11 protein-coding genes are annotated in these 15,507 nt (G+C 60.4%); all 11 read left to right on the top strand.

What is annotated here, in order from left to right; genetic code table 11:
- The first annotated feature begins 229 nt into the window (after nucleotides 1–229).
- On the top strand, nucleotides 230–1,804 hold the full coding sequence (locus tag B3361_RS23450; RefSeq protein WP_182337313.1) for a portal protein: 1,575 nt from the start codon (nucleotides 230–232) through the stop codon (nucleotides 1,802–1,804).
- Nucleotides 1,805–1,942: 138 nt separating this feature from the next.
- Nucleotides 1,943–2,722, top strand: coding sequence for a capsid assembly protein (locus B3361_RS23455; protein ID WP_010953253.1), 780 nt, complete (start codon nucleotides 1,943–1,945; stop codon nucleotides 2,720–2,722).
- A 27-nt stretch (nucleotides 2,723–2,749) separates the two neighbouring features.
- A complete protein-coding gene (locus B3361_RS23460) occupies nucleotides 2,750–3,190 on the top strand; it encodes a DUF1353 domain-containing protein (RefSeq protein WP_049587553.1) in 441 nt (146 codons plus the stop codon).
- Between the two features lie 14 nt (nucleotides 3,191–3,204).
- Nucleotides 3,205–3,414, top strand: a complete 210-nt coding sequence (locus tag B3361_RS23465) for a hypothetical protein (protein ID WP_182337314.1) — start codon at nucleotides 3,205–3,207, stop codon at nucleotides 3,412–3,414.
- A 161-nt stretch (nucleotides 3,415–3,575) separates the two neighbouring features.
- Nucleotides 3,576–4,544, top strand: coding sequence for a capsid protein (locus B3361_RS23470; RefSeq protein ID WP_182337315.1), 969 nt, complete (start codon nucleotides 3,576–3,578; stop codon nucleotides 4,542–4,544).
- 61 nt (nucleotides 4,545–4,605) lie between these two features.
- A complete protein-coding gene (locus B3361_RS23475; protein ID WP_182337316.1) occupies nucleotides 4,606–5,193 on the top strand; it encodes a hypothetical protein in 588 nt (195 codons plus the stop codon).
- Nucleotides 5,194–5,196: 3 nt separating this feature from the next.
- Nucleotides 5,197–7,542, top strand: coding sequence for a hypothetical protein (locus B3361_RS23480; RefSeq protein WP_182337317.1), 2,346 nt, complete (start codon nucleotides 5,197–5,199; stop codon nucleotides 7,540–7,542).
- Between the two features lie 55 nt (nucleotides 7,543–7,597).
- Entirely contained in the window at nucleotides 7,598–8,011 is a 414-nt protein-coding gene (locus tag B3361_RS23485) for a hypothetical protein (protein WP_182337318.1), read from the top strand.
- On the top strand, nucleotides 7,996–8,556 hold the full coding sequence (locus B3361_RS23490; RefSeq protein ID WP_010953257.1) for a virion core protein, T7 gp14 family: 561 nt from the start codon (nucleotides 7,996–7,998) through the stop codon (nucleotides 8,554–8,556). The genes B3361_RS23485 and B3361_RS23490 overlap by 16 nt, the downstream gene beginning before the upstream one ends.
- A gap of 9 nt (nucleotides 8,557–8,565) precedes the next feature.
- On the top strand, nucleotides 8,566–10,755 hold the full coding sequence (locus B3361_RS23495) for a hypothetical protein (RefSeq protein WP_182337319.1): 2,190 nt from the start codon (nucleotides 8,566–8,568) through the stop codon (nucleotides 10,753–10,755).
- A gap of 12 nt (nucleotides 10,756–10,767) precedes the next feature.
- Nucleotides 10,768–15,477 carry a transglycosylase SLT domain-containing protein gene (locus B3361_RS23500; protein WP_182337320.1) on the top strand — a complete coding sequence of 1,570 codons (4,710 nt, stop codon included), beginning with the start codon at nucleotides 10,768–10,770 and terminating at the stop codon, nucleotides 15,475–15,477.
- Nucleotides 15,478–15,507 lie beyond the last annotated feature (30 nt).

A 15,507-nucleotide genomic window follows, 5' to 3' on the forward strand; every position in this document is an offset into this window, starting at 1 on the left:
TGAGTTCGCCGGACGCTTACCACCTAAGACGACTGTAGCGGCCCCAACGCCCGCCCCAGCCGCACCCACGGTGCAGTCCGCGCCTGCGACAAGCAACACTGCAGAAAGCACCGACACCCAACAGGCTCAGTCCGCAGCGAATGGGCGCAAGTCCCTCCGCATCGACCTGACCCAAGCATCCACCGGGAGTAGCTCTTCGGGGCTGAACATCCCTCTATAACGAGACCCCATGGCGAAGACCGAGCAAGAACCCGAACGGGGCCTTGCCGCAAGTCTTTATGCCAAGCTCGCACCAGACCGCGAGACCTTCCTACAGAGGGCGCGGGACTGTTCCAAATACAGCATCCCCACCCTGATCCCGCCTGCCGGTCACGCAAGTGGCACGAAGTTCTACACCCCATGGCAAGCGGTGGCCGCCCGAGGCGTTAACAACCTCGGAGCAAAATTGCTCATGGCCTTGCTCCCGCCGAACTCTCCCTTCTTCCGCCTGGAAATCGACGAGTTCACCGAAGAGAAGCTGACCAGCAATCCGCAGATGCACGCTGATGTTCAAGCGGGTCTAGCGAAGATTGAGCGAGCGGTGCAAACCGAGATTGAAACCACCGCCATCCGTGTGACTGGTTTTGAGTTGCTCAAGCATTTGATTGTTGGCGGCAACGGCCTTGTGTACCTGCCCCAGCAGGGCGGCATGAAGTTCTACCCCCTTGACCGCTACGTGGTCCGGCGTGACCCAATGGGCAACGTCCTGGACATCGTGGTCAAGGAGGAGGTCTCCCTGGCGGTACTGCCAGAAGAGGCCCGGTCATTAGTCGAGCCTGGCGATGACTCCGGCGACACCCCCCGAGACCATAACAAGAACGTCTCGATCTACACCCACATCACCCTCAAGGGTGAGACCTGGAACGTGTATCAGGAGGCCAAGGGCCAGATTGTTCCCGGCTCCCGAGGCACGTACCCGAAAGACAAGTGCGCCTGGCTCCCGATTCGATTCGTCAAGATCGATGGTGAGAACTATGGCCGCTCCTACGTGGAAGAGTACCTGGGCGACATCAAGTCCCTGGAAGGTCTCTCCCAGGCCATCGTGGAAGGCTCCGCAGCCTCCGCGAAAGTCCTGTTCCTGGTGAACCCCAACGGGGTCACTAGCTCCAGCGAGCTGGCCGAAGCGCCGAACGGCGAATTTGTGGATGGCGTGGCATCTGATGTCCAGGCCCTCCAGCTTCAAAAGTCCGGTGACTTCCGTGTGGCACTGGAAACCATCAACACCATCACTGAGCGCCTTGAGTTCGCCTTCATGCTGAACTCCGCGATTCAGCGGAATGGTGAGCGCGTGACAGCCGAAGAAATCCGGTACATGGCCGGGGAATTGGAAGCCGCCTTGGGCGGTGTCTATTCCATCCTCAGCCAAGAATTCCAGCTTCCGCTAGTCAACCGCATCATGTTCTCGATGCAGCGCCGCAAGAAGCTCCCCGAACTGCCCAAGGGCACCGTTAGCCCCACCATTGTGACGGGTATGGAGGCCCTTGGACGTGGCAATGACCTGACCAAACTGGACCAGTTCATCTCCACCATCATGCAGATTCCTGATGCCGCCTCCCGGATCAACTGGGGCAACTACATGACCCGAAGGGCCACCGCCCTTGGGATCGACACAGACGGCCTGGTGAAGACCGATCAAGAGGTCCAGCAGGAACAACAACAGCAACAGATGCAGCAGGCAATGCAGTCGGGCGTAGCCCCGGCAGTGCAGGCCGCTGGTCGCATGATGGAGAAAGGCCAACCCGATGGCAGCCAAGCGCAAACCTAAAGAGCCCGAAGAGGGCGCAGTAACAGAGCCCCTTATCGAATACTTCGGTGAGGGCGCAGAGCAAGTTCAATTCAATATCAACCCCCAGGCCAAGCGATACCGAGTGTTCGCTAATGGCCGCGTTCTCGAAGACCTTTAATGGAAAGCATCGAAATCGTATCCCCAAACCCGTCTGCCCCCGAAGGGCATGATGAGGCAATGATTGCCGCCATCGACAAGGCCAATGCTGGCCCGGTAGGCGACAACATCACGACCCCTGCTGAAACCGTAGAGCGCCCCGAAGGCTTGCCCGAAGGCTTCGATTCCTGGGACCAACTGGCGAAAGCCTACGCCGACCTCAAGGCACCTGCCCCCGAGACTCCAGCAGCGACCGCAGAGCCCGAACCCTCTACGGCCACCCCGGATGAGGCGAGCAAGGCCCTGGAGTCGAAAGGCTTGGACCTGGATGAGTTCTCCCAGGAGTTCGACCGCACGGGCGCATTGAGTCCCGAAAGCTACGACCGCCTGGCAAAAGCGGGCTATCCGCGTGGCGTGGTCGACCAATATGTGGCGGGCCAGCAGGCTCTGGCAGACCAGCACATCTCCGCAATCAAGGGCGAAGCTGGCGGTGCCGATGAGTACGCAAGCCTGGTCACATGGGCCAAGGCCAATCTGGCACCGGCTCAAATCGAAGCCTTCAACACCGCAGTAAATGGCAGCTTGGAGCAAGCGAAGCTGGCCGTGAATGGCCTCAACGCGCAGTACCGCTCCGCCATTGGCAGCGAACCAAACCTCATTGGCGGTGGCAAAGCAGCCGCAGCCGATGTCTTCGAATCCACCTCCCAGGTGACTGAGGCGATGAGCGATAAGCGCTACCGCAGTGACCCGGCATACCGTGCCCGAGTCCAGGCCAAGCTCCTCCGTTCCAACGTCTTCTGACGCCTGGCCGCAATAAGACAAACAACAATGAGCGGCTTCACCGACGAACACTTCTCCATCAAGTGGATGGAGGAAGTGGATGGCGTGGACTACTGGGCATCTTCGCCTTTCCGCTACTGGATCGGTCCCGAAGGGACTGGCCGGTACGTGGATGTCCCCGCTGGCTTCATCACTGATGGAGCTTCTGTACCCCGTCCGTTCTGGTCACTGATCCCCCCATGGGGCACATACGGCCAGGCGGCAATCGTCCATGACTACCTGTGCGAGACCCTCACCGTCCAACTGGATGGCGTGCCTATTCGCATCACCCGAAAAGAATGCGACCGGATCTTGCTCCAGGCCATGACCGACCTTGGAGTCCCCCTGTGGAAGCGCTCCGTAATTTATGGGGCCGTGCGTGCTTACGCATTGGCCGCAAACGTGACCCAGCCGTCCGGCCTGGTCCACCTACCCAACCCACCCCAATAAAAGGAAACACCCCCATGAGCTTTCTGAAAACCGTAGCCGTAGACGCTGAGTCGTTCCTGGCAAAAGTCCTGGCAAACCTGGTCTCCGAAGTCGCCGCTGACGGCACTGTGACCAAGGCTGATGCAATCCAAGCGGTGGCATCTGCCGCTGTTTCGACCCTGGCGAGCGCCACTAGCGCCTCCAGCACTGCCGCTGCATCCGGTGCCGTTGTCGCTGACAACTGATCCACCCGGCTTGGCCCGTAGCCGTTAATACGGGCCGCCTCAGCACCTTGAGAAGCAACAGAAAAGTCCAGCCGCACTGCGCCCCTGCGCGGTGGCAACGCGGGCCTCGGGATTCCTCCCGGCTCGCTCCATCGACTTTTTCTCAAGGATTCACCCCCGCAATGTCTGATGCAAATGTTTCCCGCCTGGGCCAAGCAAACCTGAGCGGCGATGCCAAAGCGCTCTTCTTGAAAGTGTTCTCGGGCGAAGTCCTGACTGCCTTCCAGGAGTCGTGCGTCACCGCTGACAAGCACCTGGTCCGCACCATTACCAGCGGCAAGTCTGCCCAGTTCCCAATCCTGGGCAAAATCTCGGCCCAGTACCACACTCCGGGCTCTGAGATTGCTGGCCTGAGCGTTCCTGCGAACGAGCAAGTTATTACCATCGATGACTTGCTCATCTCGCACGCCTTCATCGCTTCCATCGACGAAGCCATGAACCACTACGATGTCCGTGGTCCGTACTCGACTGAGATGGGCCGCGCTCTGTCGTACACCTACGACAAGCACATCCTGCAACTGGGCGTCCTGGCTGCCCGCGCATCGGCCCCGGTCTCGACCGAAGCTGGTGGCGGTTCGGTAACTGACTCCGCGCTGCTGACCGATACCACTGGCGAAGCCCTGGTAGCTGCACTGTTCGCAGCCGCGCAGAAGCTGGATGAGAAATTCATCCCGGCTGATGAGCGTTACGCCTACCTGACCCCAGCGGCGTACTACATGCTGGCTCAGAACACCAAACTGATGAACTCTTTGTGGGGCGGCCAAGGCAGCTATGCCAAGGGCGAACTGCCACAAGTAGCGGGCATCAACCTGGTGAAAGCTGTCCACGCTCCGTTCGGTTCCAACATCGCCACCGTTGCGAATGGCGGCACCGCGCTGACCGCAGCCACTAGCGACAAGTACGCTGTAGATGCCACCAGCACCGCAGCCCTGGTCATGCACAAGGCCGCTGTGGGCACCGTCAAGCTGATGGACCTGGCGATGGAGTCGGACTACGACATCCGCCGTCAAGGCACCCTCATGGTCGCCAAGTACGCCATGGGCCACGGCATCCTCCGCCCAGCAGCTGCTGTAGAGCTGAAAACCGCCTAATCACCAACCTAGCCTCACTCAAGGACTTCCTTGTGTGGGGCTTTTTTTTCGTGCCTAGAAAATGAAGACACTCGCCCAAACGACCGAGCTAGATGCCGTAAACATCATGCTCAATACCATTGGCGAGTCGCCAGTCAACTCCCTGGATGATGGCCTTCCCGTAGCGGATGCCGCCATCGCCCGCTCAGTCCTCCGCGAAGTCACCATCGACGTGCAATCGCCTGGATGGCAGTTCAACACTGAGCGCAACTACAAGCTGACTCCGGCTCTCCTCACGAAGTACATCACCGTCCCCGGCAACTGCCTGGAGGTCACGCCTAGCGGCAAGAGCGCCACCCTGGACATCACTCTCCGGGGCATGCGCATTTACGACCGCCAGAACCACACGTATGAGTTCGGCTCCTCGATCACCGTGGACATGATCGTTCTCCTGGACTTCTCCGAACTTCCACAATCGGTGCGGCACTACATCACCGTCCGGGCCGCCCGAGTGTTCCAGCAGCGGAATGTGGGCTCCGATGTCCTCAACGGCTTCACCGAGAAGGACGAAACGCGGGCCCTGGTCGCCATTCGCAAGTACGACTCGGAGACCGGGGGCTACAACGTGCTGACCGGCAACTACTCCGTCATGCGGGTACTTGACCGATAGCCTATGTCCTTAATCTCATCCTCCATCCCGAACTTCGTTAACGGCGTCTCACAGCAACCATTCACCCTTCGTCTGTCCTCCCAACTGGACGCCCAAGAGAACGGCATCTCGACCGTCTCTGAGGGACTGATGAAGCGCCCCCCAACCACCCACCTGGCCCGAGTGACCGCCTCCCCATTGGAGTCGGCATTCGTCCACACCATCAACCGCGATGCCAGCGAGCGATACCAAGTGGCGATCACCAACGGCGGACTCCGTGTATTTGCCGTAGACGGCACTGAGCGCACGGTGTCTTTCCCGGATGGAACCGGCTACCTGGCCGCAAGCGACCCGGCAAGCGACTTCACCGCGATCACCGTGGCGGACTACACCTTCATCGTGAACAAGGCCATCACCGTGGCGAACCGTGCAGCCGTGAGTGCCACCCGTGGGCCCGAGGCTCTGATCAGTGTCATCCAGGGTAACTACGGGCGCACCTACGGGGTCATCCTCAACGGCGTGACCGTGGCTACATACGCGACCCCAGATGGGTCCGATGCCACGAAAACCTCCCTGGCCTCCACGGACTACATCGCCACGGAGCTGGTGGCGGGCATCCAAAGCGCGGGCTTCACATGCGTGCGTGCGGGCTCCTGTCTGTACATCACCAGCACCGCGGACTTCACCATCGACTGTTACGATGGTTTCAACAACAACGCCATGAAGGCGTACAAGAAGGTAGTCCAGTCGTTCTCCACGCTGCCTTCCAACTGCACCCAGGCCGGTGGCTGCCTGTTCGAAATTACCGGCGACCCTGGCGATTCTTCGGACGACTACTACGTCTACTACGATGTCGGTACTGACAGCACTGGCGTGTGGCGTGAGTGTGTCGGCCCTGGTGTGGCACTGGGCCTGGACGGCTCAACCATGCCGCACACGCTGGTCCGTAACGCGGACGGCACCTTCACCTTCCAGGCAGCCACCTGGACGGACAGAGTGGCAGGCGATGCGGACACCAACGAAGACCCGTCCTTTGTGGGACGGACAATCAACGATGTTGTCTTCTACCGGAACCGCCTGGGATTCCTTGCCGATGAGGCCGTGATCTTCTCGGAGTCGGGGAAATACTGGAACTTCTACCGCACCACTGTGACGGAGCTTCTGGACAGCGATCCTATCGACGTGTCCAGCACGTACACCAAAGTCGCGATCCTCAAGCACGCGGTGTCGTTCAACAAGCAACTCCTGCTGTTCTCCGATGAGGTCCAATTCCTGATCGACAACGGGGACACCCTCACGCCCAAAACCATCTCCATCAAGCCGTCCACGGAGTTCGTGTGCAACGCCTTGACCACTCCTCAATCCGTGGGCAAGAACGTGTACTTCGCCTCTGACCGGGAGAACTGGACGGCCATCCGGGAATACTTCACGGACACCAACGATGTCTCCAACGACTCCACGGACGTGGCTTCGCATGTTCCCCAGTACATCCCTTCGGGCGTGTTCAAGATTGCCTCATCCAGTTCTGAGGATATGTTGTGCGTCCTCACGACAGGGGACCGCCATTCCATCTACGTGTACAAGTTCTACTGGGACGGTGACACGAAGGTGCAAAGCTCCTGGAGCAAGTGGACCTTCCCGGACACCGATACCATCCTGAGCGCGGAGTTCCTGGATTCCGAAGTGTTCCTGGCGATCAACCGCGCCGATGGCTTGTACTTCGAAAAGCTCACTGTAGCCACGGACAGCCTGGGCACCAATGAGCCGTATCTGGTTCACCTGGACCGAAAGCAATACGTCACGAAAGACACCCTGAGTTACGCGGACGGCTACACCACCATCCCGCATTCGTGGGCTATGGATGACGGCACGTACATGGCCGTGACCGCCACCGGGCAGACCCTCAAGCCTGGAGTGGTCGCTGAAATTGTGTGGGATGGGACAACAGCGAAAGTGAAGGGGAATTACACCTCCTCGGACCTTATCGTCGGTCGGCGGTACGTGTTCAGCTTCCAGCTAAGCACCATCACCGTGAAGACCCAAAGCGCAGGCGGGGGCACCAAGAGCGACACCGAAGGCCGCCTCCAGCTTCGCAAGGCGTCCGTGAACTTCGCCAGCACCGGGTACTTCCAGGTGAAGGTGACGCCACGTTACCGGGACACTTACACCTATACCTACTCGGGCAAGGTACTGGGCACCCCAAGCGCCACATTAGGACAGGCAGAGCTAAGCACCGGCAAGTTCACGTTCCCCATCATGACGCAAAACACGGACGCCACCATCGTTATTCAGAACGACTCTCCGATGCCTTCGGCCTTCCTGAGCGCGGACTGGGAGGGCTTCTTTGTCAAACGCAGCCAGGCTGTCTGAGATCGCGTGGGTACTTGAGACGACACCGACACACTGCCATGAGCTGGCCGCCAACATGCGGGAGGAAGACCGGGACGAAATCTGGAAGTCCTCCCGCCTGCAACCCCTGGAAGCATTGCTCCTCGGGCAGATGGATTCCCTGCGCACTTGGACCTTCCTGGTTCATAGTCGTGTGGTCGCCATCTTCGGTGTGGCTCCGCTGACAGATATAGTCGGCGCTCCCTGGATGCTCGCTTCCCCTGAGCTTCCGCAAGCCCGCAAGACATTCCTGGCCCACTGCCGGGACTACATCAACCAAATGCACGAACTCCGTCCGGTCCTCATGAACCGGGCGTGGACGGGCAACCCTGTTCATCTCCTGTGGCTCCGCTGGCTGGGCTTTGAGTTCTGCGACCCGGAACCCTTCGGCCCCGATGGCGAAGCCTTCCAGGAATTCCAGAAGGTCCAATTCCCATGTGTACCATCGTAGCAGCAGCGTGGGCCGCAACGGCCATCGCAGCGGCTGGCACCACCGCGTCCGTGGTCCAGCAGAACCAGCAAGCGAAATCGACCGCAGCATATGAAGAGCAGCAGTCTGAGAACGACTTGAAGGCGTATCAGGACAACCAAGCGCAGACCGGGTATGCGAACGAGCAGGCCCGCCAGTCTGCCTCTCAGCAGGAATACCAGAACAACCTCAAGGCCCGAGCGGCTATGTCCACCGCGCGCGCCCAGGCGAGTGAAGCGGGCGTAGAGGGCAACTCTGTGGATGCGCTCCTGGCCGACCTCTCGGCTCAGCGCGACAACTACAACCAATCCGTAGAGCAGAACTACAGCACGACCGTAGCGAACAACAACACCCAGCTACAGAACAACTACTACGGCACCCAAAGCGCGCTCAACTCCCTCCGCTCTGTGGACTCCCCGAACTACCTGGAAGCGGCCAGCCGCCTCGGCTCCAGCGCTCTCGGGGCCTACAGCACCCAACTCCGGGCCAACTCCGGCTCAACCACCGTCACCCCTAATGGCTCATAAGGAGGCCCCATGCGTGGACAAGTGAACTATGGCCCTGGCGTCCAGGGCATAGAACAAGTAAACCCAATCGCCTTCCAGCCAGTCCGGGCGCACCTGGATGACACGGCTGGATTGAAGGCGAACCAATTGGCCCAGGCACTGGGCTCCTCAGCAATCCCCCAGGCGCTCCAGCAGTTCGGCTCCGCTGAGGACCAACAGGAGCGGCAGAAGGCCCAGGACACAGCCGACTCCATGACCGTGGGCGAGCTGGGCCAGAAGATCAAAGACGGCTCTATCCTGGCCTCCCAGTCCCCAGCCTTCCAGGGCACGCTCCAGCACATCTACGGTGAGAACCTGATGCAAGGCATGGAGCGGGACACCATGTCGAAAATCCAGACTGGCGAACTCCAGTTCACCGACCCGCAGCAGGTGGACGAATACCTCACGAAGAGCCGCAATGAGGCACTTGAGGGGCAGAACCAGTTTGCCGTGGCGGGCTTCGACAAGGGCTATAACGCCTTCCGCATGAACGTGTTCGACACGAACGCACGGACGATGAACGCCAAGGCCATCACCGAGGGCATCCAGCAGTCCAGCGACAACCTCATGAACGTGGTCGGGGATGTCACTGGGAACCAGTTCAACGGCACCACTGACCAAGCCGCCCAGGCCATCGCCAGTCGATTCAACCTTCTGTCGTCCACCTCGTTACTCCGGGACGATGCCCGCAAGACCACCTTGAACAACACGCTGGTCCAGATCGCGCAGACCGGGAACAAGTCCCTGGTGGATGCGCTCCTGGCTCAGAAGCTGTCATCCGGTGCCACTGTGGCGTCCACGCTGGGCGGCACCACCGCTGCCGAAGTGAGCCTCCACGCGCAGAGCATGGATGACCAGAACCAGCGCAAGCGTGTGGATGATGAGATTCGCCCGTTCCTGACCCAAGCGGATGCCGGTGAACTGGACCAGAAGGGCTTCAATGACTGGGCGCAGAAGAACGAACGGTGGGTCACAGCCAGCACCTGGAACGCTGTCATCAACCATAGCCAGTCCCAGTTGAATCAGCGGCAGAACAACATCAACCGCTTCCAGCTTCTGTCCACCGCCCAGCAGTCCATGGCGAACGCCCAGCAATCCACGCGGGTAGCCATCGACCAAGGCAACCTGGCGTACCTCCCGCCCCAGCAGGTGATGAGCCCCGAAGGCAAGATGAAGGCTTTCGAGACCGAGCAGTACGCCCAGCAGTACATGGCAAACCGTGTCCAGCAGGAGCAGATGCCGTTCGACAAGCAGGTGCAGTTCTACTCCACGAACAAGGTGGACAACCCGCAGTGGAAGAGCATTCTCCAATCGGGTCTCACCAACCTGGCGTCCCTCGGCTGGACCCCGGACGGGAAGCAGCAGGGCCAGCTTAACCAGCAGGGCCAAGGCGCAATCGATACCTTCAACCACATCAACGCGGTGAACCCCGCATACGCCCAGCAGCTTGCCGGTGGGGCATACCAGAAGCTCTCCGACATCCAGTTCCTGATGGAGAAGGGCGGATTCCCCGATGCCAACTCAGCGGCATCCCTGGTCTATCAGGGCGGCAACTCCGGTGTCACCGAGGCCGATATGGGGGCCATGAAGGCCAACGTAGCGAGCGCTGTGAATGACGTGGTGAACCCCGGCTTCCTATCTCGCTCTGTCCACTGGGCTGAGGGGCTTTGGGGCAATGACCAGACGAACCTCACGGCAGTCCAGGCGGACATCCGGCGAAGGTCGGAACTCCTCCTCAAGTCCGGTCAGGTGCCCGATGCGGCCAGCGCAGTGAAGGCCACCGTGCAGTACCTGCAAGACCCGAATGTCTCCACGAACATCAACAACACCCTGTACCTGAATAAAGACCTGCCTCAAGTCCCCAAGGGAGAAGACCGGGGGAAGTGGGTAGAGCGCTTCATTGACGAGGTGCCAGGGAAGGTCGCGGATGACCAAGACATCGGCAAGGGGAACATCCGCATGGAGCCCAATGACCGAGGCGGTTACACCATGTGGACCGGGGGAGTGCCCCTCACAGGCGTGAATCACCAAGTCCTCAACTACTCCCGCCAACAGGTGGAGAAGTGGATCGGCAACACCTACGCCGCAGACCTCAAGGCTAAGACAGCCGCAGCTAATGCAGAACATGCCGCCGAAGTGCAGCGTGCGCTGAATCCTATTGACCCGCAGTACCTCCAATAACAAAGGTAAGTAATGACTCAAATTTCTCTGGAAGATGCCCGGAAAATCACTGATTCGACCGAGCAACAATATGGCCTCCCTCAAGGGACGCTGTTCAAAATGAGCGGTGAGGAATCATCGTTCAACCTCGATGCCGAAAGCGGCAAGGGTGCCGAAGGTCCGTTCCAACTGATGCCCGCCACTCAAAAGGCATACGGCGTCACTGCCCCCCACGACTACACCCAGGCCGCTGATGCCGCTGGGCGCTACATGCGGGACAGCCTGGCTAAGTACAACGGCAACATGGATATGGCCCTGGCCGACTACAACGGCGGCCCTCGGGCTGCCAAGGCGCTGGCCGCAGGGAGTCCCTGGCCGGAAACACGGGACTACCTGAGCAAGTTCAACGGCACCACGCCCGCAGCAGGGCAGACCCCCTCGGGAAAGCCTGACCCCCTGTCCTCCGCTTTCACCTCCGGCGATTCGGTCAACCCGGATCAGAGCACTTCCGCCTCGGACCTGGTGCAGATGCAGGCCCAGCAGCGGGCAGAGAACGGGGGGCTCATCAACAACGTAGAGAATATCCCCCAAGCTCTGGCCCTGGGCTTCGCCTCGGACAACTCCGTGGTGAACTGGTGGCGGGACAGGGGCACCCAATCGACGGACTGGAATTTCTCCTGGGACAACGACAAGGCTGGCAAGTACCTGGAGGGCATTCCCGAGAAGAACTGGGACTACATCCTCCAGGCCACAAGTGACTCCGATGCTGACTTCCGGCGCTCCCGTATGCAGCAGTCCATGCAGGATGAGCAGAAGCTGTCTGAAATGGGAGTCGCAGGCTTCGGGGGCCGTTTAGTCGGCGGGCTGGTGGATTTGCCCACGCTCATCGGATTTGTCCCCGGTATGGGCGGCGAAGGCTTACTCACGGCTGGCTCACGGATTGCCAACGCAGTCCGCATGGGCGTGGTTGGGGCTGGGACCAACGTGGGCTATGACGCGCTGATGAACCGATACAACCCGCTCCGCACGGATGACGACTTGTACATCTCTGCTGCGATGGGCCTGGGCCTCGGGGCCATTGGCGGTAGCCTCGCTCACGTAGAGGGGCCGCTGGCTGAGGAAAACGCCCGCCTGGCCCAGTGGGGCCGCCAGGAGTCCGGCAAGGCGCAAATCAAGGAGCTTACCGATTCGGGCCTCATGCGCCCCGGTGAAGGCGCGCTGAGCCAGCCTGAGTTTCTCCGCAGGTTCGGCCAGGACGTGGACACGAAGAACACCCCTGGCAACGCCATTATCTGGCGGACTGAGGACGGAGGCTCCGCCCGCATCCACTCGCCGGGGGAGGAACCCAAGACCGTGGACTTGCCGCCCGAGGAGCCACGGGCACCAGAGGAACCACCGGCAGCGGGTGAGCCACGGGATGAGCCGCAGGAACCATCAGTGGGTACCCCTGGGCGCAAGCAGCCTTGGAGCGAAGAGTGGGACACCCCCCGCTACGAAGCCAGTGGCGGCCGGGATGACAACCTGATCCTCCCCAGTGGCGTCAACCGCGTGAGCCAGTTGGCCGATTACGTCCGGGCGTATTCAAAGAACCCCGAGACGGTCAAAGTGCTGAACCGTGTCCTCAAGGCTGTGGACCTCCGCAAGATGAACTTCAAGGTCATCGAAAAGGGCCAGAAGTTTGGCAATGCGGCGATGGACGCGGTGATTAAAACTGCTAAGGGCGCGGTTCTCACCCCGCACCAGTCCACCGGGGATGGCATTCAAATGTTCCTCCGGGGCCATTCCTACATGAGCCCCACCGGGCGTCTGTCGGACCTGTCTGGCCTGAATGAAGAAACCTTCGTGCATGAGCTGGTCCACGCAGCCACCGTGTACAAGATGCACGCCACCAGCGACCGCCTGATGTCCACGGACCCGCAGATCAGCAAGGCCACTACGGACCTCAGCACGCTGCACGGCTCGATGCTCAAGGCTGCGCAGAGTGAGTTCGGGGAACACTGGAAGAGCGCTCTGGAGGGCCGCCTGGGGATTAACCTGGACAACCCCAAGGAGATGATCGCCTACGGACTGACTAATGCCCGGTTCCAACAGTGGCTCAAGGGGAAGGCCCTTCCAGGCAAGCCCGATGCTTCCTTGTGGGACCGCTTTGTCGGGGGCCTACGAAAGTTGCTGGGAATCGGCAAAAACGAACACAACGCCTTGTCCCGTCTGGTGGAGCTGGCGAACCCACTTACCCGCCCAGGAGGCGTGTCCAGGACGGTGCGCAGCCCCGCATTGGAAGGCAGCGTGGATGCTCAGGCCGCTAAGGCTGCACACATCCCCGAAGCGTTCGGCTGGGGCCTCGGTCTGGAAAACAAGCTCGGCAAAGCTGACTCTCCAACCGCAGTCCGTGCGCTGGCCGCCAAGCTCTTCGGCACGTCCATTGGCTACAAGGACCATTCCGTGGTCGGGCCCAATGCCTGGGACGACACGACGAAGTGGGCAGAGGGCTGGGCCACGCAGATGAAGAAGACCTCGCTCCCGCAGTTCCAGAAGTGGTTCCAGGCCAACGGCTTCAAGTGGCACCAGAAGGCTGAGGCATTTGACCACTTCGGTAGCCTGGTGTCGGACTTCATCCGGGGCCGGGATGCTGACTTCCCTGATGAGGTAGTGCGTGCTGGTGAGGCCATCCGCAAGACCCTGGACCATGTGGCGGACTACATCAACAATCCGCTCAAGGATGAAGGGCGGATCAAGCTGGGCCTGACTGAAACGGAAATCCGTGACTCCGACACGGGCGCTACCTCCGTGGTCGGCACCCTGGAAAAGAACCCGAACTACCTCCCGCGAAAGCATGACGTGAACAAGTGGAACTCCATGGTCAACACCTGGGGCCACGAAGCTGTCACCGGCTGGTGGGCTAGGGCGTATCAGGGAGCCCGTGAGGGCATCTCGGATGAGGCCGCCAACCGCTGGGCGAAGTGGTACGTTCGGACTATCGAAGAGGCCCATGCGAACCGCACGCAGGACGCGATGGGTTCCATGATGATGGGCACCGACCGGGAAGCCTTGAAGCACTCGCTGATGCTCAATGGCGGTTACTCCGAAGAGGAGGCCGTCCGGGTCATGGACGATATGCTGCCCACGAAGGGGACTGATGCGGGGCGTACTGCCTCAAGCCTCAAGAACCGGAACTCCGTGAACGAGCTGCACACCGAGACCTGGACAGGTGCCGATGGGACGAAGAGCGCTGTTTCTCTCAACGACTTCATCCACACCAACGCCTTCGAAGTAGTGGAGCCGTACCTGCGCCGTATGGCAGGGAGCGTAGCCCTTGCAAAGCACCTGGACGTGTACAAGGGGCAGGACATCGAAAAGGCCATCATGGCCGCCACGGAGAACAAGTTCGGGGAAGGGATGCGCCCAGGCGCGAACGTGGCCGGTATGCGAAAGGACTTGAAGTTCGCCTTCGATCGCATCCAGGGCCTCCCGATGGAGGAGTTCTCCACGCTCAACAAGAGCCTGGAAATGTGGCGTAACTTCAACGTCATCCGCCTCATGGGCGGGGCGGTATGGAACCAAGTCTCCGAGCTGTCGCAGATCACTGGGTCCATGGGATGGAAGGCCACGCTCCAGGCCGTGCCCACTCTCCGAGCACTGCGCCGTGACATCGCCACCGGCAAAGCCCCGGATGACCTCCTGGACCACCTGGAGAACACAATCGGAGGTGCCGGGGCTGACTACGTGGCCCGCCTGAATTTCAGCGCCAAGGACGATTGGGTTCGCCATAACGGTGACACCGCGTTCAACCGCAAGCTGGATGCCGTGGACAACGGGCTACGCAAGGTCGCCAAAGGCGTCCTGGACTACACCGGCATGACACCGCTCATGATCCAGCAGAAGCGCATCCATGCTATCGCCCTGGTGAATCACTGGGTCAATCACGCCAATGGTGCGGCGTCCAAGCTCCTCACCGATGACCGACTGGCCTGGATGGGGATGAGCAGAGACCAAGCGAACGGCGTTCTGGCGGACCTCAAGAAATACAGCACTCCCCGGAATGGTGCCTTCGGGCCTTCCCATAAGCTGGACTTCGGGGCCTGGGTTAAGGACTCCCCTGAGAACTACTCCAGGTTCATGACTGCGATGCACCGTGAGTCTCGCCGTGTCATCCAGGAGAACGACCTTAGCTCCATGATTCCACTCATGGGGACCACACTAGGAAAAGCCATGTTCCAGTTCATGGCCTTCACCATGCACGGCTGGAACAAGTCCATGCTATTCGCCGCGAACCACCGGGACTGGGCCACGTTGTCCACTGTCCTGCACGGGGGATTCCTGGCGAGCCTGACCTACATGGGCCGAACCATGCTGGATTCCATGGGGATGAATGAGGAGAACCGCCAGAAGTTCCTGGACCAGCGTATGGCCCCCGGTCAGATTGTGGCCAACAGCTTCGGCAAAATTTCTCAGGCTTCTCTTCTGCCAAACCTCTATGACACGGTGTCTCCGTACCCGCTGTTCTCGGGGATGCGGACCACCAGCGACCTGTCCAGCTTTGTCTCCAACCCAACCTATCAGGCCATCAACGGCCTCATCTCCATGAAGAAGCTCGTCAAGAACGGGCTCTCTGATGACTCCCAAACGTCCGCTTCGGACATCAAGAACTGGGCTCGCCTCCTGCCGCTGAACAACGTAGCGCCCGTTAGCACCATGTTGAACATGATCGCCAACGACTACCCAACCGGCTCGAAGCAGCACTGACACAACCACCTCTACGGGAACCCCGGCTTC

The organism is Pseudomonas sp. UBA6699, from assembly GCF_002454615.1.
GTDB classification, from domain to species: Bacteria; Pseudomonadota; Gammaproteobacteria; order Pseudomonadales; family Pseudomonadaceae; genus Aquipseudomonas; species Aquipseudomonas juntendi.